This is a genomic window from Pandoraea sp. NE5 (assembly GCF_024363545.1).
Lineage (GTDB): Bacteria > Pseudomonadota > Gammaproteobacteria > Burkholderiales > Burkholderiaceae > Pandoraea > Pandoraea cepalis.
In genome coordinates this window covers 173,663-195,056 of sequence record NZ_AP025517.1, presented here as the reverse complement: position 1 = coordinate 195,056, position 21,394 = coordinate 173,663, and the positions used below count along the sequence as shown (strand labels likewise).

Below are 21,394 nucleotides of genomic sequence, written 5' to 3'. Positions count from 1 at the left end.
ATTGAAATGAACAGTACTCAGAAACCAGTTGCCGTTATCACCGGCGGCGGTACGGGTATCGGTCGGGCCACAAGCGAGAAACTGGCAGCAGCGGGATGCACGGTGGTGATCATCTATTCGCGCAGCGACGCAGAAGCCAACGACACCGTGAACGCCATTCGCGCGAGAGGCCAGGACGCCATCGCCATCCAAACCGATGTTGCGGACGACGGCCAGGTACGGCGCACGATGGCCGAAGTCGTCGACTCTTTCGGTAACATCACCTATCTCATCAACAATGCCGGCATCACCCGACAGTTGCCATTCGCTGACCTGGAGGCAGTTGCCGATGATGTTTGGGACGATCTCTTCGCGGTCAACGTGAAAGGCGCATTCAACTGTAGCCGGGCGGCAGCACCGCACCTGCGCGCAGTGCCAAGTAGTGCCATTGTCAATGTAGGCAGCATAGCCGGAGAAACCGGTTATGGCTCGTCGCTTCCCTATGCCGTTTCCAAGGCAGCCCTGCACGGCATGACCAAATCCCTGGCACGGGCACTAGCGCCGGAAATACGTGTCAATTGCATTGCACCCGGCGCTGTCGAAACCCGTTGGTGGTCCGGCAATGAAGCCAAGATGCGCCAACTCTCGGGCAACCTTCCGCTTCAGCGCATCTCGACACCGGAAGACATTGCAGAAACTATCGTGCTTCTGCTCACGTCCCGTTCATTGACCGGTCAGATCGTCAAAGCCGAGAACGGGCAAACACTTTGAGGACCGGGCGTGAGTCAACATGCTGAAGTGGTTTGGCGAATGGAACATGCTGCGCACGTCACCTTCTTGCGAAACGCCGCCTTGCCTCGTCCATCCGGGGCCGTGACGGTGGAACAAGCGCTTGGTCTAGGTCATTTTTTCTACCAACGTCGCGTTTTGCTTGATTGCCCCCATTCAACGTGGTCAGTGCCGCAACGCGGACACGGTCGAGGATTCGTAGGCGAGGGCGATTCGGCATATGGGACATCGGCAGAGGCACTCGTCCGGCTGCAGCAGTTGGTCCACGCTCTGTGACTAACCAAAAATGTGAAGTGGCGCTCGTCGACGTTTGTGATCGCTTCGTGCATGGCTTCCGCCTGCGGATTTTCGTCGCAAGCCTGATTCGATAGCCTCGGTCGCGTTTGCGTATCCGCGAAGCGATAACCCAGGCGGCGAGGTTCATTATGGCCAAATGGGAAGGCGGTGTCGGGCAGAGAAAGTTTGAGATCCCCTGTTCATTGAGGGCCTGCTTTTCCGCAGGATTGCGCGAAGGGAGCCGGCGCACTCTGGCCGGCTCAAGGGCGTGATACGGGATACAAAAAATCTGGATTCGCGCTCGTGGACGGCGATCCAGGAAATCTCGGGTTTTTGCTGGCCAATCTGTGCACGAGCGGCTATGGGCAAGCCGTTCAAGTAGGCGTGCGCCAAGCGGGACGAAGTACGTTGCAAGCGTGAATGCTCCCGCAACCAGTCGTGAGAACCGGCGTTCGCCAGGCGGCGGCAACATGATTACGAGAGCCTCGCCCGGCGTTCGCCCGTTAAACACCGTCGAGCTATCGTCGAATGAAGGGGTTGGGGACGTCGAGATCCGTGGAGATCATGACGCATTTCGTCTCAAGATATTCCTTGATCGTTTCAACGCCGGACTCGCGGCCGATGCCGGACTGCTTGTAGCCGCCAAACGGTGACGTGAAGCTCGTTGCGCGGTAGTTGTTAACCCAAACCGTTCCCGCCTTCAAGCGGTCGGTCATGACCATCGCGCGGTGCAGGCTGCGTGTCCACACGCCAGCCGCAAGACCATAGGCAACGTCGTTGCCGATCCGGATGGCATCCTCTTCGTCATCGAACGGAATCACGGCGAGCACCGGCCCAAACACCTCCTCCTGTGCGATGCGCATGTCGTTGGTCACGTTGGTGAAGATGGTCGGCTCCACAAACTGGCCTGCACCCAAATCCGAGCGTGCGCGCCCGCCCAGCACGCACGTCGCACCTTCGTGCTTGGCGCTTTCGATGCATGCCATGATGCGTTCAAACTGGGGGCGCGTGGCAATCGGTCCGATTTGTGTATCCATCTTCGACGGATCGCCGATCTTCGCCTGCCCCACAAAGTCGATGAGTCGCTGTACGAAGGCCTCCTGGATATTGCGCTGCACGAGCAGCCGCGACCCCGCCATGCACGTCTGGCCGGATGCAGCGAACACGCCGGAAACCACTCCCTTTACTGCTTGATCGAGATCTGCATCATCGAAAACAACATTCGGCGACTTACCGCCGAGTTCGAGTGTCACCGTCTTCAACCCGCGCGCCGCAAGTTCGTAAATCTTCCGACCAGCCCCCCCGCCGCCGGTGAAGCCAACGTGTGCCACCAGCGGATGCGTGACGAGCGGTTCGCCAACCTCCTGACCGAAGCCCGTCACGACATTGACTACGCCGTCAGGAAAGCCCGCCTGCTTGATAAGGCGCGCAAACTCGATCATGGATGCGGAAGTGAATTCGGACGGCTTGATGACCGCAGTGCATCCCGCCGCCAGCGCCGGTGCGAGCTTCCAACTCGTCAGAGCAAGTGGCGAATTCCACGGCGTAATGATGCCAACCACCCCCTTCGCCTCGTACTTCGTATACGCAAACACTCCCTTCTTGTCGGTTGGAATGACGGCGCCCTGAACCTTATCGGCGAGTCCCGCGTAGTAATGGTAATAGTCGCCCAGATAGCGCACCTGGCCCGTCACTTCGGCCGCCAGCTTGCCGTTGTCTCGCATCTCGATCGCGGCTAGATGCGGCGCATTTTCGATGATGAGATCTGCGAGACGCCGCAGCAATGCGCCTCTCTGGGTCGCAGTGAGCGATGCCCAAGCCGCGCCGTTTAGCGCCGCATGTGCCGCAGTCACGGCGGCGTCTACGTCGCGTGCATCGCCGCGGGCGATCTCGGCCCAGACTTTTCCGTCGTAAGGGTTCTCCGTAGGGAAATACTCCCCGGTCGATGGCGCAATCTCCTGCCCGCCAATGAAGTTTCCATAGCGCGGGAGATCGGGTTCGCGGAGCTGTTGATCCATGGTGATGTCTCCAATCGGACTTGCGAAAATCAGATATAAATTCTGTAGGGTGAAACCCTATGGAATAATTCGTTGCGTTAAACAGAACGCAGTTCTATTATTTGTCAAAAGCCGCCGGGTTGCAAGGAGAGATCACAGCCTGAGACTGCGGCCGGTTCGTGAAGGTCTCAATGTTCTGGAGGAGATGATGGCGAAGGTAAGTAATGTCGACGTTCTCGTGGTTGGCCACGGCGTCGCAGGATTGTCGGCAGCGGTGTCCGCCGCGCAGGCTGGTGCTGCGGTTGCGGTGCTGGAGCGTGCACCTTTCGAGGACTTCGGCGGAAACAGTCGCTGGACCGAAGCGTACATGCGTATGAAGAATGACAGCGAGGTTAGCGATGATTTCGAGAGTCACTTCGCTGAGAACGCAGGGGCGAATCCGGATCCGATGATTCTCTCCGAGGCGGTATCCGAGTATTCGCACTGGCCATCGATCGTCAAGGCACACGGCTTCCCCGACCCCGAATTGATCTCGTTCTTCGCCGCCGAGGCCCCCTCCGCGCTTGCATGGCTCAAGCAGTTCGGCTGCCGATTCGAACCTATGCCCATTTACCTGCTCACCCAGAACACGACGCGCATCGCATCGGTGGGAGGCGGTCTCGCGATTCTCGAGGCGTTGCTCAAGCAAGCCCGGGCGTTGGGCGTCGAATTCCATTACAACACCACTGCCAAGGCATTGCTGCAAGACGGCGACGGCTGCGTGACCGGCGTGCGTGCGGTGTCCACCGAGGCTGGTCCGTTGACGTTCCACGCGCGGAACGTCGTGCTGGCCTCCGGCGGATACCAAGGCAATCCGGAAATGCTGACGCAGTACCTCGGTCCGAAAGCGAGCAACATTCGTCCAGTCGCGCGCGGTGGGTATTACAACAAGGGCGAGTGCATTCGCATGGCGCTCGATCTCGGTGCCGCCCCCGCAGGGGAATTCGGTTCGTACCATGCGGAACCCGTCGACCCGCGTTCAGCGATGGCCGAAGCCGTCGTCTTTATCTATCCCTACGGCGTGCTGATCAATCGCAACGGCAGCCGGTTTGTCGATGAAGCACCGGGTACGGTGGACGCCCACTACGACAATATCACCCGTGCGATCGGCGAGCAGCCCGGCGGCGTGGCGTACGTGATCTTCGACAGCAAGGTCAATGACATTCCGCGCTGGCAAACCAGCATTCGCAGCGACCAGCCCGCCATTCAGGCCGATTCGCTGCCGGAACTCGCGCGGAAGCTGGAACTTCCTGTCGACGCCTTCATCTCGTCCATCGACGCCTACAACGCGGCCTGTCCCGCACCGAACGCGTTCGATGGCGGCATGACGCTGGACGGGCTCAGCACCAAGGGCGTCTGGCCGGCCAAGTCGAATCACGCGCGCTCCATCGAAGCCGGGCCATTTTCTGCCTATCCCATCATTTCGGCGAACTGTTTCACTTTCGGTGGATTGAAGGTCGATACGTACGCGCGCGTGCTCGATACCGACGGGCGTGCCATTCCGGGGCTGCTCGCTGCGGGCGAGACGGTCGGTATCTACCACCAGGTGTACACGGGATCGACTTCCGTGCTGCGCGGCATCGTGTTCGGCCGCCGTGCTGGGAAGACGGCAGCGCTAGAGCGCGCCTGAAACGACAACCGTGTTAAACGAGTGAAGCGAGGAGACAACTCATGAAACGTCGCGATTTTCTTCGATTGAGCGCCGCCGCCGGATTGGCGGGCGGGTTCGGTGTGGCCGACATCCAACGGGCGCTCGCCGCCGACGGCTTGGATCTTTACATGCTCAGCGCGTTCTCCGGCCCATTTGCCGCAAACGGCAAGTTCGGTGAAATGGGGGGCCGCCTCGCGGTCAAGAGCCTGTCGCCATCGATGGGGCGCAGTGTTGCCTATCACACGATCGACACGCAGGGGAATACCGGTACGGCAGTGCGCAAGATTCAAGAGGCGATCAACCAGAAGCAGGGACGCCTGTTCCTGGGGGGGGCGCTGTCGAGCGAGGCGCTCGCCGTCAGCCGTGAAATCGAGCACGCCGGCGGTGTCTATATCACCTATGTCGGCGCCGACGAAATCACCGGATCGGCGTGCAACCGCGCGACGTTCCGCTGGGCCGTGCCAACCTACGGCGCCATTCGCCAGACCGTCGCGCCGGTGGCCGACATGCTCCCCAAGGCAAAGCGCTGGTACACCATAACCCCGCAATACGTGTTTGGCGAAGGGTTACTCAACAACGCCAAGGAAGTGTTCCGGGAAAAGGGTATCGAACACGTGGGCAACAGCTATCACTCGTTGCAAGACAAAGAGTTTTCGGGCTATCTGACCAACGCGGCCGCTTCCAATGCGGACGTTCTGTTGATCCTGAACTTCAGCCAGCAAAGCATCGATACCCTCAGGCAGGCGGTCAGCTTCGGCCTCAAGAGGAAGATGAAAATCGTCGTTGCTTGGTCGGCTGGGCTCGACCAGTTTGCGACGCTCGGTCCCGATATCTGTGAGGACGTTTTCTTCGGCGTGCAGTACTGGCACGGCCACGATGCGCCAGCCAACCGGGCCTTCGTCGCGCTCAATCGTGAAGTCAATCGTGCGACTCCCACTTATTTCACTGCTGCGGACTTTGCTGTCACGAGCATGATGCTCGACGCGGTGCGTCGCGCGAACACGACCGATCCGAAGCGCGTGGCGCAGACCCTTGAATCGATGAAATGGGCGGGCATCACCGGCGATGAGGAAATGCGCGCGTTCGATCATCAAGTGTCGAAGAACTATTTTCTGATGCGAGGCAAGGCCAAGGCGAAGATGCGCGATGCCGACGATTTCGCCGAAGTCGTGTCGTTCGGAAAGTCGTTCCCAAGCCAGGGACAGTCGCAGTGCAAGCTTGCCTGAAGACATTTTCATAATCTGACGACGGCGCCATTGGCCAACCGCCATGGGCGCCGCCGGCAAACTCGATTCAGGTGCAAGTCATGGGCATCTATCTGTTTCAGATCATCAACGGCATCGGTCTGGGGATGATCTACTTTCTCGTTGCAGTCGGACTGAGCATCACCCTCGGGTTGCTTGGATTCGTCAACTTCGCACACGGCATGTTCTATCTGCTGGGCGCATATCTGACGTTTCAGATCGTTTCGTGGGGCGGCAGTTTCTGGGCGGCGGCGGTGGCCGCTCCGCTGGTGGTCGCCGTGCTCGCATTCACGCTCGAACGTGCGATTCTCGTCCGAACGTACAAGTTGCCGCACAAGTACCAGATCGTCGCGACACTCGGCATCGTATTGATTGCGCAAGAGGCCGTCGTGATGCTGTGGGGACCCCTCGGCAACGGCGTGTCCGTGCCGGATTCGCTGGCCGGTGTGGTCTCGCTTGGCAACTTTCAGTATCCGCTCTACCGCGTGTTCGTCGTGGCCGTCGCTGCGGTGCTCGCGATCGCGCTTTGGTTGCTACTCGAGCGAACGACGTTCGGCGCTCTCGTTCGCGCCGGCAGTGAATCTTCAGAAATGGTGAAGCTGCTTGGCGTCGATGTCCGAACACTGACCAGCTTGACGTTTGCGCTCGGCGGCATGATCGCCGCGGTCGCGGGCGTACTGATTGCCCCGATACGCGGCGCCGACCCCAGCATGAGCGGCGAGGCCCTGGGGATTGCCTTCGTGGTTGTCATCATTGGCGGCATGGGGAGTTTTACGGGGTCGATTGTTGCCGGCATTTTGGTGGGGGTCGTTCAAAGTGTGATGAGCACCCTCTGGTCGGAGGGGGCCCAACTGATGGTGTACGTCGTCATGACACTGGTATTGATCACCGCGCCGCGCGGCATTCTGGGGAGAGCGTGATGAGCCGGATCATGAATTTCGCGTCGCCCGTGCTGTTTCCTCTCGCGTTCGCGATTGTCTTGCCGTTCGTCGTGTCGTCTCCGACGCTGGCGGGTTCCGTGCTGGTGTATGCGGTGGCGGCGATGGCCTGCAACCTGCTTCTCGGCTACGGCGGACTGTTGTCCTTTTGTCAGGGCACATTCTTCGGCTTGGGCGGATATCTGTTTGGACTCGCGCTGCTGCGGGGGCATTGTGGGGTTCTCACCGCGCTCGTCGTCGCAATCGTGGGGTGCGGCCTTATCGCCGGACTAATTGGCGCTGTAGCCATCCGGCGCAAAGGGCTGTATTTCGTGATGCTGACGCTGGCTTTCGCACAGCTTTTCTATTTCATCGCGTATTCGCTGCCCGCGTTGACCGGCGGCGACAACGGGATGGAGGGTCTGCCTCGATTGCCAACGTTGCTGCCGTTCCTGAAAGGCCTGCCAGTGGCCGACAGCGTCGCGCTTTACATTCTGATCGCGATCGCATTCATCGCGGCGTATGGCCTGCTGCTTCGCGTGATCGGCTCGCCGTTCGGTTCCGTCCTGATCGCGATTCGCGAGAATGAACATCGCGTCGGGCCGCTTGGCTATAACGTTCGGCACTACAAGACGCTCGCATTTGTTCTGTCAGGTGCCCTGACGGGGCTCGCCGGCGCCATCGATGGCCTATTGCTCGGCATGGTGCCGCTCTCAAATATCGACATCGGCACGAGTCAGAACATTCTGATCGCTGCCATTCTCGGCGGAGCGGGCTCGCTGAGCGGCTCGGTGTTCGGCGCAGCCGCGCTCGTGATAGCGAGTGACTTTCTTTCGGACCTCTGGCCGCGGTGGCAGATGGTGCTCGGCGTACTTCTGGTCTTACTCGTCATTTTCGCGCCGGATGGCTTGTCGGGGCTCTGGCGGCGCCTTGTTTCGCGCGTGCGGCGCCAAACTTATGATCGAAAGGACAAGCAATGGACTACATTCTAGACGCGCAATCCGTTGGGGTGCGATTTGGGAACTTCGTCGCCAACAAGAACGTCGATCTGCGTGTGAAGCGCAACTCGATCCACGCGCTGATCGGCCCGAACGGGGCGGGCAAAACCACGTTCTTCAATGCCCTGTCGGGCCGCATCGAGACATCGTCAGGCCGGGTCATGTTCGACGGCTGCGACGTGACCCGCGTGCCCGTACATCGCAGATTGCATTCAGGCATGGCGCGCTGTTTTCAGATAACGAATCTGTTTCCCGGGCTGACGACGCGAGAAAATCTGCGGCTTGCCGCGCAAGGCCTGCGTTCGGTGCGTGCGCTCGACTTCTTTTCGAAACGCGAGCGCGATACGCAGGCCTCCGAGATGGCGGAATACCTTATCGAACGATTGGCGCTGCGAGCAGAGGCCGAGCGCCGCGTTGGCGAGCTGTCGCATGGGCGACAGCGCATCATTGAAGTCGCGATGAGCATGGCCGGCCGGCCGAAATTGCTGCTTCTCGACGAGCCGACGTCCGGCATGGGCGTCGACGATCTGCCTGTAATGCGCGCGTTGCTCAAGGATTTGAGCCGTGACCACACGGTGGTGTACGTGGAGCACAACATGCATCTGGTCATGTCGCTTTCGGATCGGATCACCGTCCTCTTCGAGGGACAGGTGCTCACCGAAGGCACGCCAGACGAAATCAGACGTGACGAGCGCGTTCGGCGCGTATACCTGGGGGAGCGACATCATGTTGCGGGTTGAAGGCTTGTGCGCCGGATACGGGAGCGCACGCATCGTGCACAACGTTTCGCTCGAAGTGGCGGCGGGCGAGATAGTTTGCCTGCTCGGCCGCAACGGCGCGGGGAAGACAACGACGCTGAGCGCGATTGCGGGAGCGATCCCTTTGTTCGCCGGGGAAGTTCGTCTAGGCGGCAAGGCGATCGTGCCCGGACGAGCCGATGTTGTTTCGCGGCATGGTCTGAAGTTGGTTCCGGAGCACCGAGGCATCTTCGCAATGCTGACTGTGGAGGAGAACCTGCGCATAGCGGCGCGGCGAGACTCGATCTGGTCACTTGACGCGGTGTATGCGCTGTTTCCCCGTTTGCGCGAGCGCAGAAAAAATGGCGGGTCGGCCCTCTCGGGCGGCGAGCAACAGATGCTCGCCATCGCACGTGCGCTGGTGAACGGCCCCAAACTCTTGATGCTCGATGAGCCGAGCGAAGGGCTGGCGCCAGTCATCGTCGACGAAATCATGGCGATTTGTCGAACGATCCGCGCCGAAGGCATTCCCATCCTGCTCGTCGAGCAAAGCGTGGATGTCTGCATGGCGTTGGGGGATCGCCATTACATCCTGGAAGAGGGGCATATCGCTTATCACGGTACTCGGGACGAGTTCGCAGGCGCCGAAGACGTCCGGAGTCGGTATCTTGCCGTGGAGGTCGGGTGAGCGCAGCGCGGGGAGCGATCAATACCGAACGGATTCGTTTAATATACGGGCGATCCAGAGAGGGAGACTTATGAGTTCAGACGGTGTAGCAGCGGTTGAACGCGCACTCGATATCCTTGAGGCGTTCAACGAGCGTGATGGCGCGCTTACGCTTGCCGAAATCGCAAGCCGCACGGGTTTCTACAAGAGCACGATTCTCCGCTTGATCGATTCGATGGAAAAGTACGGCTACGTTCAGCGTACCTCCGACGGCCTTTACCGGCTTGGGCCCAAGACGCTGTCGCTCGGCTTTATGTATCAGCGAAATTTCAATACGTCTGATCTCGTCCCTCAGGCCTTGCGCCGACTCGTCGATGAGATCAACGAGAGCGCTTCGTTTTATGTTCGCGACGGCGATACGCGCGTCTGCCTGCATCGGCAGGACGCCGATCGTGCCATACGTGATTCGGTACATGTCGGTCACCGGCTTCCGCTCAACGTTGGGGCGGGCGGCCATGTCATCCTTGCGTTCAGCGGCTTGTCCGGCGATAAGTACGAACGCATCCGCGACCGCATGTACGCCGCCTCGGTGGGGGAGCGAGATCCCGAGACGGCCGCACTGGCATGCCCCGTGCTCGGCGTGCGCAACCAATTGGTTGGCGTGATTACGATATCGGGGCCGCGCTATCGGCTCGAAGCCGAGACGCTGGAATCGTACGTACCGACGCTGTTGAAGTTCGCTGCAGAGTTGACGAAACAATGCGGAGGCGACGAGACACGTTTGCTAAAGGCTGCGCAGCAGCGTTAACCGAACCCATTGGGCGGTACTGCAAGAAGGCCGCCTGTTTTTTAAACCAGTTATAGAACGATGTTCTATCAGATAGACCTGCGTTGATCTCTTTTGGTCAATGTTTCAGAAAATAATTCTGAAATTGAGGTAAAAATGACTCAGGCATTGGAAGGAATCAGGATTCTCGATGTGACGAACGTCCTGGCCGGGCCGTTCTGCGGCTATCAATTGGCGCTAATGGGGGCCGACGTTATCAAGGTCGAAACCCCAGGTACGGGAGATCTGGCGCGGCAACTTGGCGCCGATCCGGCGCTGAACGCCGAGTTGATGGGGACATCGTTTCTCGCACAGAACGCGGGAAAGCGGTCGGTCACGCTCAATCTGAAGAGTGAGGCCGGCAAAGCCATCTTCCATAAACTGGCTGCGTCCGCCGATGTTGTCATCGAAAACTTCCGGCCCGGCGTAATGGATCGCCTCGGCGTCGGCTACGACGATCTGCGCGAGATCAATCCGCGACTCGTATATTGCGCGATTTCCGGCTTTGGCCAGACGGGGCCGCTCAAAGATGCCCCCGCCTATGATCAGATCGTTCAAGGCATGTCTGGCGTAATGAGTGTGACTGGCGACGAACGGAGCGTGCCGATGCGCGTCGGCTACCCCGTCGCGGACACGTTGGGTGGTGTAACCGCGGCTTTTGCGATCAGTGCGGCGTTGGTCCGTCGGGCGGCAACGGGGGTGGGTACGTCCATCGATGTTTCGATGCTCGATTGCATGCTGGCATCGATGGGTTGGGTCATCTCCAATTATCTGATTGCGGGGCAGCGGCCTCAACCGATGGGGAACGAGAACTTCACGGCCGCCCCTTCCGGCACTTTCAAAACGGCGGACGGCCTCCTCAACATCGCTGCGAACAAGCAAGAGCAGTTCGTTGCGCTCGTAGCGCTTCTCGGCATTCCCGAACTCGCCAGCGATGCGCGATTTGCGCAGCGCGAGGCGCGCAAACGGCACCGGGCGGAACTGAAAACGCTCATCGAGGCTGCTTTGAAGACAAAGTCCGCTACCGAATGGGAGCCGGCGCTGACCCGGGCAGGTATTCCCGCAGGGCGGGTGCTGGATGTGGCGAGTGCGCTTGCCGAGCCGCAGGTGACGCAACGACGATTAGTGAAATCGTTTCGACGCGCCGTAAAAAACGAGCGAGACGTATCGGTGGTGCTTTCCGGATTCAAAATGAGAGAAGCTGAGCCGGACGTCGCTTGTGCGCCGCCTACGCTGGGCGAGCACACCGCTCAGGTGTTAGGCGAGCTCGGGTACACGAGTCTCGAAATTGAACAGCTCAAGCATCAGGGGGCGGTATGAAACCCACAACAGGCAAACCATGGACGCCACCCGAACAATGGTGGAAGACGTCGATCATCGACGTTCAACCCGGTGAAATTGGTATTCGCGGATACCCGATCGAAACCCTCATCGGCAATCTGAGCTACGCGCAAATGGTTTGGCTGATGCTGCGCGGCGAAGTCCCGTCGAAGCCGCTGGCGACGCTGCTCGAGGCCGCGCTTGTCGCGGCTGTCGATCATGGGCCTCAGGCACCGTCGATTGCGATTGCGCGCATGAGCATGACGTGTGGCGTCGACATCAATAACGCAATGGCATCGGCGATCAATGTGCTGGGCGACGTCCACGGCGGGGCGGGGCAGCAATGCATGGATCTGTTCCGCAGTGTGCTTGAATGCGCAAGCGCCGAGCAGTGCGGCATCGCAGATGCGAGCGATATCGTGGTGGGTGATTACCAGCGCAATGTGTCGAAGATGATTCCTGGGTATGGTCATCGCTTTCACCCTGTCGACCCCCGCGCCACGCGCCTGCTCGCGCTTGTCGAGCAAGCGCGTGACGAAGGCCTGGTGACTGGACAGTACCTTGCTGCGGCAAGGGTGATCGAGGCCACGCTCGCCCGGCGTGCGAACAAGCCGATCCCCATCAATATCGACGGGGCGACGGCGGTGATCTATAGCGAGCTGGGTTTCTCGGCGGCGCTGGGGCGGGGGCTCTTCATTCTTTCGCGCTCGGTTGGCATCCTCGCGCACGCGTACGAGCAGTCGCAAGCGCAGGAGCGCATCAAGGGTCCGATGCCGCCAAGCGTTCCCTACACCTACACGGGACCGGCGCGACGTAATGTACCTTCGTCAATTCGGTATGAAAATGACCAGTATTGAAGCCATGATGGACGCCGGCGCGTTCATCCAGCCGATCGACTGGGGCGACGGCGGGCGCAGCCGCATCGTGTCGCTGCGCGAGATGGAGCAGGCGTTTCCGGCCGTTGCACGCCTTCCAATGTCGATCCGGATCTTGCTCGAAGGCATGGTGAGGCATTTCGACGGCGAACACACAACGTGTGCGCATCTGAGCAATCTTCTCGCGTGGCATAACGGGGTACGCGACGAAATTCCGGCGTGGTTCTCGCGCGTGTTGCTACAGGACGCTTCGGGCATTCCGCTGCTCAGCGATCTTGCGGCAATGCGCGCCGCCGCATGGCGCGACGGCATTGCGCCCGAGTGTGTTCAGCCGCGTATTCCGGTAGATCTTGTCATCGATCATTCGGTCGTCGCGGATTTCTCGGGAACCCCTCTGTCGCAGGCCCAAAACCTTGCACGCGAGTTTGAGAACAACGACGAGCGTTATCGGTTCGTGAAATGGGCGGAGCAAGCGTTCCATGGCTTGCGCGTCGTTCCGCCCGGTCACGGCATCGTGCATCAAGTCAATCTGGAATATCTCTCAACAGGGCTCGCGCAGCGCGACGGATTCGCCTTCCCCGATACCCTGGTCGGAACCGACTCGCACACGACGATGGTGAACGGACTTGGCATTCTCGGCTGGGGTGTGGGAGGGCTGGAGGCTGAATTGGCCGTACTCGGTCTGCCGCTTTACGTGCCGACACCGGACGTGATCGCCGTTGCGCTCTCGGGAGCGCGGCAGTCGGGGACGAATGCCACCGATCTGGCGCTTTACCTGACAGGTGTGCTGCGCGAATACGGTGTGGTTGGCAAGTTTCTCGAATTTGTCGGACGAGGGGCGCGCCGATTGAGCGTTCCCGATCGCGCCACGATCGCGAACATGGCACCGGAGTATGGTGCGACGGTCGGCTACTTCGCGACCGACGAAAGTACGCTGGCGTACTTTCTCGACACCGGCCGCTCGAAGCAACGGGTCGATCGCTTCGGCGCCTACTGCCTTCGGCAGCGTTTGCTGGGTATCCCGGAAGCCACCGATCTAGATTATTCCGCGACACTCGAAATCGATCTGTCGCGCGTGGGCCGGTTGGTATCCGGCCCTCGCCGTCCGCATCAGACATTGTCGTTGCCCGACGTTGCGGCAAGTCTTCCAGTCGACCCTTCGCGGGCTGATTCGTCGCGAGGCGACATGGCGTCGCTCGCTGACGGCGCAGTCGTGCTCGCGGCCATCACCTCGTGCACCAACACCGCCAACCCCGCCGCGATGTTGACGGCAGGGCTCGTGGCAAAGGCCGCCGTCGAGCGTGGTGTGACCGTGCCGCAATACGTGAAGACCGTGCTTGCGCCTGGGTCCCTTGCGGTCACGAGGTATCTGGAGCGCGCTGGCCTGCTCTCACCGCTGGAGGCCTTGGGATTCTACGTGGCGGCCTACGGGTGCTCGGCTTGTGTCGGAAATACCGGGGCTCTGCACGACGGCGTGGAGGATGACATCGTTGCGAGGAATGTGACCGTGGCGGCCGTGCTTTCCGGAAACCGGAATTTTGAGGCGCGAATTCATCCGCTGGTCAAGGCGAACTATCTGGCTAGCCCTGCACTCGTGGTTGCTTACGCCCTCGCCGGCACTGTTCTGACGGATCTCGAAGCGCAGCCGGTGGCCACGGATCGTGACGGGCATCCGGTATTTCTGCGCGATCTGTGGCCGGATGACGCCACGGTGGAGGCGCTGCTTCGGCACGTTCTCGATCAACGCGATTACGCGTCGATCACCGACGCAAGTGGCGCAGCCCGACAGACATGGAATGCAATCGCATCGGAGGGCGGCACGGTGTATCAATGGCAGGACGGCTCCACGTATTTCGTTGAGCCACCGTTCTTCGACAGGACAAAGCAAGCGATCGGCGCGGCGTCCATTACCGGCGCGCGCGTGCTTGCCGTGCTCGGCGACGCCATCACGACAGATCACATCAGCCCCGTGGGGCGCATCGCGGAAGAGGGCGATGCTGGGCGCTACTTGCGACAGCAAGGCGTTGCGCCAGAAGACTTCAACACCTACGGCGCGCGCAGGTGCAATCACCACGTCATGGTGCGCGGAACCTTCGCGAGCCCGCGCCTGGTCAACTCGTTGGTGCACCCGCTTGTCGGCCCGCTTGCGCGTTCGGCGCGTGATGGGCAGGTACGCACGGTATTCGAAGTCGCTCGGGAGAATGCGCACGATGGCGTGCCCAGCGTCATCGTCGCGGGAAAATCGTACGGCGCGGGTAGCGCGAGAGATTGGGCGGCGCGCGGAACGTCGTTGCTTGGCGTGTCCGCAGTCCTGGCCCGTAGCTTTGAACGTATCCATCGCAGCAATCTCGTTCTGATGGGCGTCATGCCAATCGAGTTGCTGGAATCGACGGATTTCGACGAGTTGGAATGGCTCGGAGACGAGTCGGTCGACATTCATTTCGACAGCGATTCGTTGACCTGCCGGCAGCCCGTGCGCGTTGTCGTAACCCGTGGGGAAACGACGGTGGCGCAATCGGCGGCGACGCTGCGCGTCGATACGTTCGCCGAGCTTCGGTATTTGCGATCGGGCGGCGTGCTCCGCTACGTGTATGAAGCTCAGATCGCGGGCGCCGCAGACGGTGCTCGCCATAAATTAAACGATTGAATTGCCTAGTGATATGGAAATCAGGAAATGAAGATTATCGTGACTGTGAAGCGCGTGGTAGATCACACCGTAAATGTCCGGGTGAAGTCGGACGGTACGGGTGTCGACACCGCCAACGTAAAGATGTCGATGAATCCCTTCGACGAGATCGCAGTGGAGGAAGCGGTTCGGCTGAAGGAGGCGGGCGTGGCCACGGAGGTGATCGCAGTTTCCGCGGGCGTGGCCCAGGCGCAGGAGACGCTGCGCACGGCGCTGGCGATCGGCGCGGATCGCGGCATCCTGATCGAGTCGAATGAGGCGTTGCAGCCACTGGCCGTGGCAAAGCTGTTGAAGGCCATCGTAGACCGGGAGCAGCCGCAACTCATCATCCTGGGTAAGCAGGCCATCGATGACGACTCGAATCAGACCGGCCAAATGCTCGCAGCTCTTGGAAATCTGCCGCAGGCGACGTTTGCGTCGAAGGTTGTCGTCGCTGACGGCAGCGCGGTTGTGACGCGTGAAGTGGACGGCGGTGCGCAGACGTTGTCGGTCAAGCTTCCCGCTGTGATCACTACCGACCTGCGCTTGAACGAGCCGCGCTATGCAACGCTGCCGAGCATCATGAAAGCCAAGAAGAAGCCGATCGAGACGATCAAGCCCGAGGATCTCGGTGTTGACGTCACGCCACGGCTGGCAACGCTCAAGGTCGTGGAACCTGCGAAGCGCGTCGCCGGTGTGAGGATGCCGGATGTGGCGTCGCTGCTGGAGAGGCTGAAGGCTGAGGCGAACGTACTCTGACAAACGGGCAAGAGAGGAAAAACATGACGATTCTGGTAATTGCAGAGCACGACAATGCGACCGTCAAAGCCGCGACGCTGGGGGCAGTGGCAGCGGCGAAGGCGATCAAGTCATTCGCGCAGCAGAGCGTGCACGTTCTGGTTGCGGGCCATCATGCGCATAGCGCCGCGGAGGCTGCGGCGAAGTTCGAAGGGGTGAGTAAGGTGTTGCTGGCCGATGCGCCGCAGCTAGAAGCGGGCCTGGCCGAGAACATCGAGGCAACGGTGTTGAGCATCGTGAGGAATTACTCGCACATACTGGTGCCGGCTACTGCATCGGGTAAAAACATAGCGCCTCGCATTGCTGCAAAACTCGACGTGGCACAGATTAGCGATATCACGGCAGTGTGCAGCGCAGACACGTTCGAGCGACCGATTTACGCAGGTAATGCGATTGCAACGGTGCAATCACGCGATTCGATCAAGGTCATCACGGTCAGAGCGACGAGCTTCGACGCGGACGCAACTGAGGGCAGCAGCGCACCGATCGAAAGCATCGATGCGGCGCCCGACGCGGGGTCATCGAAATTCGTGAGCCGGGATGTGACTAAGCTGGACCGCCCAGAATTGACCAGCGCGGGTACCATCGTGTCGGGCGGTCGCGGGCTGGGGAGCGCAGAGAACTACAAACGCCTGCTGGAGCCCTTGGCCGACAGGCTGGGCGCCGCGTTGGGCGCCTCGCGCGCGGCGGTTGATGCGGGTTATGTGCCGAATGACTACCAAGTGGGGCAGACAGGCAAGATCGTGGCGCCCCAGTTGTACTTTGCCATCGGCATCTCGGGGGCAATCCAGCATCTGGCGGGTATGAAGGATTCAAAAGTGATCGTGGCGATCAACAAGGACCCGGAAGCGGCGATCTTCAGCGTTGCGGATTACGGCCTCGTGGGCGATCTTTTTGAGATCGTGCCGGAACTGGTCCAACGATTGCAGTAGCGAAGATAGTTCCAGAAAATAACGGACGTCATCCCACTGGAGAGCGCGCTTTCCAATGCCAGTGATGGCTGTGTTTTTTTGCGCGGCAAATGTCGATATTTGGCGAATTGATGTGGCATTTTGCTAGACGTAAGCTGCGCTTGCAAGCTCATCCATCAGGAGAACGCCATGACACAGCGCGAATCATTTCACGCTTCATCAGCAGCGTCCCAGATCGTTATCCGTTAATAAGGCGACGCGGCGGCACTGACCACCGTAGACGAAACGCTGCCTCCGCCGGCCGCCGGCGAAATCCGCGTCCGGCACACGGCGATCGGGGTCAACTATGTCGATATCTATCACCGCACCGGCCTCTATCGGCTTCCGTCGCTTCCCGCAGTGCTTGGCGTCGATTACGCTATCGACGGCATCGGTGGAAAGACCCTGCTCGATACCCTCGGCTGCGTTCGTCCTTACGGTATGGTCGCCAATGTCGGCCAGGTGGCGGGTGACCCCGGACTGCTCGATCTGTCGCTGCTCGGCCCGGCGCGTTCGGTGGCGCTCTCGCGGCCCGGCGTCATTCGCTTTATGACGGATCTGGAACGTTATCGCGAAGGGGCACTGGCCACCATCCGGCAACTGCAGGCCGGGCTGCGGCCGACGATCGGCGACATCCTTCCATTGTGCGAAGCGGCGGAGGCACATCGCCGGCTCGAAGCCGGGCAAACTGTCGGTGCCATTCTCCTGCGTCCCTGAGCAAAAACAACGAGGATCATCATGCTGTTTCTCATCCTTCTCGACTATCTGCGCCCGTTGTCCGAAGTGGACGTCCACATGGACGACCATCGCGCCTTTCTGAATCGCCATTACGCAGCGGGGCACTTCCTGCTCTCGGGCCGGAAGTCGCCGCGAACCGGTGGCGTGATTCTCGCCAGAGCCAACGCGCTTGACGAAGTCTCGCAATGGATTTCCGAAGACCCCTTCCATCAGGCCGGGGTCGCCAGCTACCAAATCATTGCCTGGGAACCGACGATGGCCGCTCCGGGCATGCCCGACTTCGGAGCTTAGCTTTGCGCTCCATGCCCAAGCGGCAGCGCTGCGAACAGCGCCATCAAATCATTCGGATGCGTTCGCCAAGCAGATGCTTGGCCGTGAGAAAGTGCCGTGCCGACGATACGGTTACCTATCTTGAAGTCAGCGTTCGACCTGCCGGCGCTTGTATACGCTGACCTCGGCATCCCAGCCAAGCAAGCACGACGCGAAAGACCGAGGCTCACCGATCCGCGAAGCTTCCCTGTCATGCGACGACCCTATGACAGGGAAGCTGACGCGCGCTTGTCTTCTAGTGCGCCAGAAAGTCGATGACCATGCGATTGAATGCGTCCGCGTGCTCCCACTGCACCCAGTGTCCGCAGCGGTTGAACACGTGCAATTGCGCATTCGGCAAGCCGGCCAGCAGTCGCAGGCCAACGTCCATTGGCACAAACCGGTCGTCACGCCCCCAGACGATCAGCGTCGGCGCCGCGACCTCGCCCAATCGTGCGCCATAGTCCGTGAACTGTTTCGGATTCGCAGCAAGACTCTTCACGAAATTCTCGAGGTGGTCGCGATTCGCGAGCATGTTGTCGAGCCGGGCCTGCATCAGATCCTCGGTGATCGAACTCGCGTCGAAGACGAACACGTTCATCATGCGCTTCAGGTTCTCGATGGTCGGATCCCTGTACAGACCATTGAGCAGTTTGATGCCTTCCGTCGGCATGGCCACGAATTGGCTCGGACCGCCGGTGCCGCCGCCCATCAGGATCAGCTTGCCGACACGCGCGGGATTCGACAGGGCGAACGCCACGGTACTGTGTCCCCCCATCGAATTGCCGATGATGTGCACGCGCTCGATGTCGAGCGCATCGAGCACGGCCTTGAGCACGCGTGCGTTCAATTCGGAACGCGATCCGGTGTTGACGACCGGATCGCTTTTTCCCCAACCGGGGCAATCGACCAGCAGCACGCGGTAGCCGGCGTCGACCATCGGCTCGACGTTGCGGTTGAAATTGGCCCAGCCGGTCGCGCCCGGTCCGGACCCATGCAGCATCACCACTGTTTCGGCGCCACTGCCGGTATCGTTGTAGTGAATGCGATATTCCGTGTCCGCGTCGCGGATCGTCACGAAGCGGCTCGTGGACGCTTCCGTGAGCGTCATGTCGGCCGATTGCGTTGTCGTCATAATGACTCCCTCTACGAATAGTGAATCGTTGAGGACGGCGCGCTTCGTCATGAAACACGCCATCCTCCCAAAGACTTTCTCAAGCACTCGACGAAGCTCGGCGCCGGCCGGTCATCGCCCCGGCTGAGTGACGCCGGCGACCATGCGCGGAGCGAACGTGCTCACCACGCTCAGCGCGGCAACGGCTGCGATCACGATCAACGGAATGCTCGAGGACACCAGCATCGACGCACTCTGCCCCAGCGCGAACAACTGACCGGCGATCAGCGGCCCAAGGATCGAACCGAGACGCCCGACGGCCACCGCCGCCCCCACGCCCGTGCCCCGCACTTCTGTGGCATACGCCTGCCCGGCCATCGAATACAGCACCGACTGCCCCCCGACCAGGAACAGTCCGCAGAAGAAGGCGCCGCAGGCCATCGTCACCGCACCGTTGGCCCCCGACAACCCGGCCAGTGACAACGCAATGCCGACGTACATGCCGATCACGGTCAGGCGCGGCGAGTAACGATCCATCACGTTCGCAATGCCGATCGCCCCGATGCCGCCACCGATGTTGAACATCATGATGGCCATGCCTGCCTGCGCGCGCGACAGCCCGTTGGCCACGACCATCGACGGCAGCCAGTTCATCAGGAAGTACAGGACGATGAGCGTGCCGAGGTAGCTCGTCCACAGTGCGATCGTCGTGCGCGTGCGGCCCTCCTTCCACAGCGCGTGCGTGATGCTCGGTGTCGCGCCGGGCGCGTCGTGCTGCGCCGTGGTGCCGCCGACGCCGGAGTCACGCGTCACACGCGTGGCGACAAACTGTGCCGACTCACGCAGATAAAGCCCCAGCAGCGGCACCATCAACATCGGACCGAAGCCGCCGACGTAAAACACGTGTCGCCAGCCCTCGTCGCCAGGACTCATGATGCCGATCACGGCAGCGAATGCTGCGCCGAACGGCATGCCGCAATACATGGCGCCAACAGCCGTGCTTCGCTGGCCTTCCGGTGCAGCTTCGGCGCACAGCGCGATCAGATTGGGCATGGCGGCACCGAGACCGAGACCGGTCAGAAAGCGCGCCGTCAGCAGCGATTCGAAATTCCAGGTGTGTGCCGTGGCGAGCGAGAAAATGCCGAATAGGGCGACGGACAGCATCAGCACCCGTTTGCGTCCCCAACGGTCGGCCAGACGCCCGCCAAGTGCGGCGCCCGGCAACAAGCCGATGGCACCGGCGCTGAACGCCCATCCCATCTGCGCCACGGAAAGCGCGAACTCCTTGGCGATGCGTGGGGCCGCCACGCCGGCCGACTGCAGATCGAGGCCTTCGAGCAGGGCGATGGCCAAACACAGTGCGATCGTTGCGAGGCTACCCTTTGCGGGCGCCGCGCCTTGCGGTGATGATGCTTGCATTGCTTTGTCTCCAGTTCCAGGAAAATCCGCTCTTCTTGGCGGTCGTGTTGAATCTTGGGAGTTGCGCGCTTTATCTCTCGATGTTCGACGGCGAAAAGTCTGGTTCACAAGCGACCGAAGTCGCATTAGTTCGTCGCATCGGTTCACCCCATGACGTTGCCGCATTGCATCGCCTTGACTCGCATAGCACCGCCACCAGTCGTCTTGCGCTGCTGCCCGATGCGTCCTGATGCGTCCCGATGCGTCCCGATGCGTCCGCGTGTCCTTGCGTGCGATGGCGCGTGTGTGGGCTGCCTTACGCAAACGTCGCGCGTACGCTGCCCAGACCTTCGATTTCCGTGACGAACGTACCTGCCTCGGTAACGGGGACCATCGGCCCGAGCGCGCCGGTGAGCACCACGTCCCCAGCGCGCAGCGGCGTGCCGAGTTGTGCCATGTGGTCGGCAAGCCAGACTGCGGCATTCAGAGGGTTGCCCAGACAGGCCGCGCCGTTGCCGCGCGAGCGCACTTCGCCGTTGTGCGAAAGCGTCATTGCGCAGGCTGTCAGGTCAATTTCGGCGAGCGCGACCGGTCGGCTGCCCAGCACGAACAGCGCGCTCGACGCGTTGTCGGCCACGGTGTCGACGAAGCGGATATTCCACTGCTCGATGCGGCTGTCGACGACTTCCACGGCCGCGACCGCATAGGCGGTGGCGCGCAGAATGTCGGCGAACGTGTGTTTCTCGCACGTGAGGTCACGCTCGATCACAAGCGCGATCTCGGCTTCAACCTTGGGCTGGATGAGGCTCGCAAGCGGCATCGGCTGCGCGTCGCCGTAAGCCATGCCGGCAAACAGCGCGCCGAAGTCGGGCTGATCCACACCGAGTTGCCGCTGTACCGCGAGCGATGTCAGGCCGATCTTCCGGCCGACGATGCGCTCGCCCGTGGCGGCGCGCGCCGCGACGTTGCACTGCTGCACGGCATAGGCGCTCGCCATGTCGTCGGGTGCGATCTCGCCGCGAACCGGTGCAATGGGCTGGCGCGTGGCCTCGGCCCGGCGAAGACGCTCGGCGAGGGTCTGAATCAACGGGGAATTTGACATTGGGG

General features: G+C 61.0%; 20 protein-coding genes. 16 read left to right on the top strand and 4 right to left on the bottom strand.

Annotation, left to right across the window (positions count from 1 at the left end):
* Positions 1–6: 6 nt before the first annotated feature.
* Positions 7–750 (top strand): SDR family NAD(P)-dependent oxidoreductase, encoded by a 744-nt coding sequence (locus tag PanNE5_RS00800; RefSeq protein WP_261938998.1) that lies wholly within the window; start codon positions 7–9, stop codon positions 748–750.
* 812 nt (positions 751–1,562) lie between these two features.
* Here PanNE5_RS00800 and PanNE5_RS00795 read toward each other — a convergent pair.
* Positions 1,563–3,062 carry an aldehyde dehydrogenase gene (locus PanNE5_RS00795; RefSeq protein WP_261938997.1) on the bottom strand — a complete coding sequence of 500 codons (1,500 nt, stop codon included), beginning with the start codon at positions 3,060–3,062 and terminating at the stop codon, positions 1,563–1,565.
* On the opposite strand from PanNE5_RS00795, the gene PanNE5_RS00790 reads away from it, so the two are divergent.
* The 14 genes from PanNE5_RS00790 (at position 3,061) to PanNE5_RS00725 (ending at position 17,757) form a co-directional block, all read left to right on the top strand.
* The gene (locus tag PanNE5_RS00790; RefSeq protein ID WP_315973447.1) at positions 3,061–4,710 is read left to right on the top strand and encodes an FAD-dependent oxidoreductase; all 1,650 of its coding nucleotides are present in this window, start codon (positions 3,061–3,063) and stop codon (positions 4,708–4,710) included. The two genes, PanNE5_RS00795 and PanNE5_RS00790, sit on opposite strands and share 2 nt — an antisense overlap.
* Before the next feature lie 41 nt (positions 4,711–4,751).
* The gene (locus PanNE5_RS00785) at positions 4,752–5,957 is read left to right on the top strand and encodes an ABC transporter substrate-binding protein (RefSeq protein WP_261938996.1); all 1,206 of its coding nucleotides are present in this window, start codon (positions 4,752–4,754) and stop codon (positions 5,955–5,957) included.
* An 80-nt stretch (positions 5,958–6,037) separates the two neighbouring features.
* Positions 6,038–6,895: a branched-chain amino acid ABC transporter permease gene (locus tag PanNE5_RS00780; protein WP_261938995.1), complete on the top strand. Its 858-nt coding sequence runs from the start codon at positions 6,038–6,040 to the stop codon at positions 6,893–6,895.
* A gap of 98 nt (positions 6,896–6,993) precedes the next feature.
* The gene (locus PanNE5_RS00775; protein WP_261938994.1) at positions 6,994–7,884 is read left to right on the top strand and encodes a branched-chain amino acid ABC transporter permease; all 891 of its coding nucleotides are present in this window, start codon (positions 6,994–6,996) and stop codon (positions 7,882–7,884) included.
* Entirely contained in the window at positions 7,869–8,630 is a 762-nt protein-coding gene (locus PanNE5_RS00770; protein ID WP_261938993.1) for an ABC transporter ATP-binding protein, read from the top strand. Before PanNE5_RS00775 ends, PanNE5_RS00770 begins: the two co-directional genes overlap by 16 nt.
* On the top strand, positions 8,614–9,315 hold the full coding sequence (locus tag PanNE5_RS00765) for an ABC transporter ATP-binding protein (protein ID WP_150590086.1): 702 nt from the start codon (positions 8,614–8,616) through the stop codon (positions 9,313–9,315). The genes PanNE5_RS00770 and PanNE5_RS00765 overlap by 17 nt, the downstream gene beginning before the upstream one ends.
* A gap of 70 nt (positions 9,316–9,385) precedes the next feature.
* Complete coding sequence (locus tag PanNE5_RS00760) at positions 9,386–10,102, top strand: IclR family transcriptional regulator (RefSeq protein WP_261938992.1); 717 nt, start codon at positions 9,386–9,388, stop codon at positions 10,100–10,102.
* Between the two features lie 135 nt (positions 10,103–10,237).
* Entirely contained in the window at positions 10,238–11,440 is a 1,203-nt protein-coding gene (locus PanNE5_RS00755) for a CaiB/BaiF CoA transferase family protein (RefSeq protein ID WP_261938991.1), read from the top strand.
* Positions 11,437–12,297, top strand: a complete 861-nt coding sequence (locus PanNE5_RS00750) for a citryl-CoA lyase (protein WP_261938990.1) — start codon at positions 11,437–11,439, stop codon at positions 12,295–12,297. The genes PanNE5_RS00755 and PanNE5_RS00750 overlap by 4 nt, the downstream gene beginning before the upstream one ends.
* Positions 12,284–14,962 (top strand): aconitate hydratase AcnA, encoded by a 2,679-nt coding sequence (gene acnA / locus PanNE5_RS00745; protein WP_261938989.1) that lies wholly within the window; start codon positions 12,284–12,286, stop codon positions 14,960–14,962. Before PanNE5_RS00750 ends, acnA begins: the two co-directional genes overlap by 14 nt.
* A 27-nt stretch (positions 14,963–14,989) precedes the next feature.
* Entirely contained in the window at positions 14,990–15,739 is a 750-nt protein-coding gene (locus PanNE5_RS00740) for an electron transfer flavoprotein subunit beta/FixA family protein (protein WP_261938988.1), read from the top strand.
* 23 nt (positions 15,740–15,762) lie between these two features.
* Complete coding sequence (locus PanNE5_RS00735; protein WP_261938987.1) at positions 15,763–16,710, top strand: electron transfer flavoprotein subunit alpha/FixB family protein; 948 nt, start codon at positions 15,763–15,765, stop codon at positions 16,708–16,710.
* 246 nt (positions 16,711–16,956) lie between these two features.
* Positions 16,957–17,445 carry a zinc-binding dehydrogenase gene (locus PanNE5_RS00730; protein ID WP_261939905.1) on the top strand — a complete coding sequence of 163 codons (489 nt, stop codon included), beginning with the start codon at positions 16,957–16,959 and terminating at the stop codon, positions 17,443–17,445.
* A gap of 21 nt (positions 17,446–17,466) precedes the next feature.
* Complete coding sequence (locus PanNE5_RS00725; RefSeq protein WP_261938986.1) at positions 17,467–17,757, top strand: YciI family protein; 291 nt, start codon at positions 17,467–17,469, stop codon at positions 17,755–17,757.
* Positions 17,758–18,031: 274 nt separating this feature from the next.
* Here the strand turns inward: PanNE5_RS00725 and PanNE5_RS00720 are convergent, their stop codons facing one another.
* Positions 18,032–18,910, bottom strand: coding sequence for an alpha/beta fold hydrolase (locus tag PanNE5_RS00720; protein ID WP_261938985.1), 879 nt, complete (start codon positions 18,908–18,910; stop codon positions 18,032–18,034).
* A 111-nt stretch (positions 18,911–19,021) separates the two neighbouring features.
* Positions 19,022–20,308 carry a 3-(3-hydroxy-phenyl)propionate transporter MhpT gene (mhpT, locus tag PanNE5_RS00715; RefSeq protein WP_261938984.1) on the bottom strand — a complete coding sequence of 429 codons (1,287 nt, stop codon included), beginning with the start codon at positions 20,306–20,308 and terminating at the stop codon, positions 19,022–19,024.
* On the opposite strand from mhpT, the gene PanNE5_RS00710 reads away from it, so the two are divergent.
* Positions 20,296–20,538: a hypothetical protein gene (locus PanNE5_RS00710; protein WP_261938983.1), complete on the top strand. Its 243-nt coding sequence runs from the start codon at positions 20,296–20,298 to the stop codon at positions 20,536–20,538. The two genes, mhpT and PanNE5_RS00710, sit on opposite strands and share 13 nt — an antisense overlap.
* A 65-nt stretch (positions 20,539–20,603) precedes the next feature.
* On the opposite strand, the gene mhpD is transcribed toward PanNE5_RS00710, so the two are convergent.
* The gene (mhpD, locus tag PanNE5_RS00705; RefSeq protein ID WP_261938982.1) at positions 20,604–21,389 is read right to left on the bottom strand and encodes a 2-keto-4-pentenoate hydratase; all 786 of its coding nucleotides are present in this window, start codon (positions 21,387–21,389) and stop codon (positions 20,604–20,606) included.
* Positions 21,390–21,394: the final 5 nt, after the last annotated feature.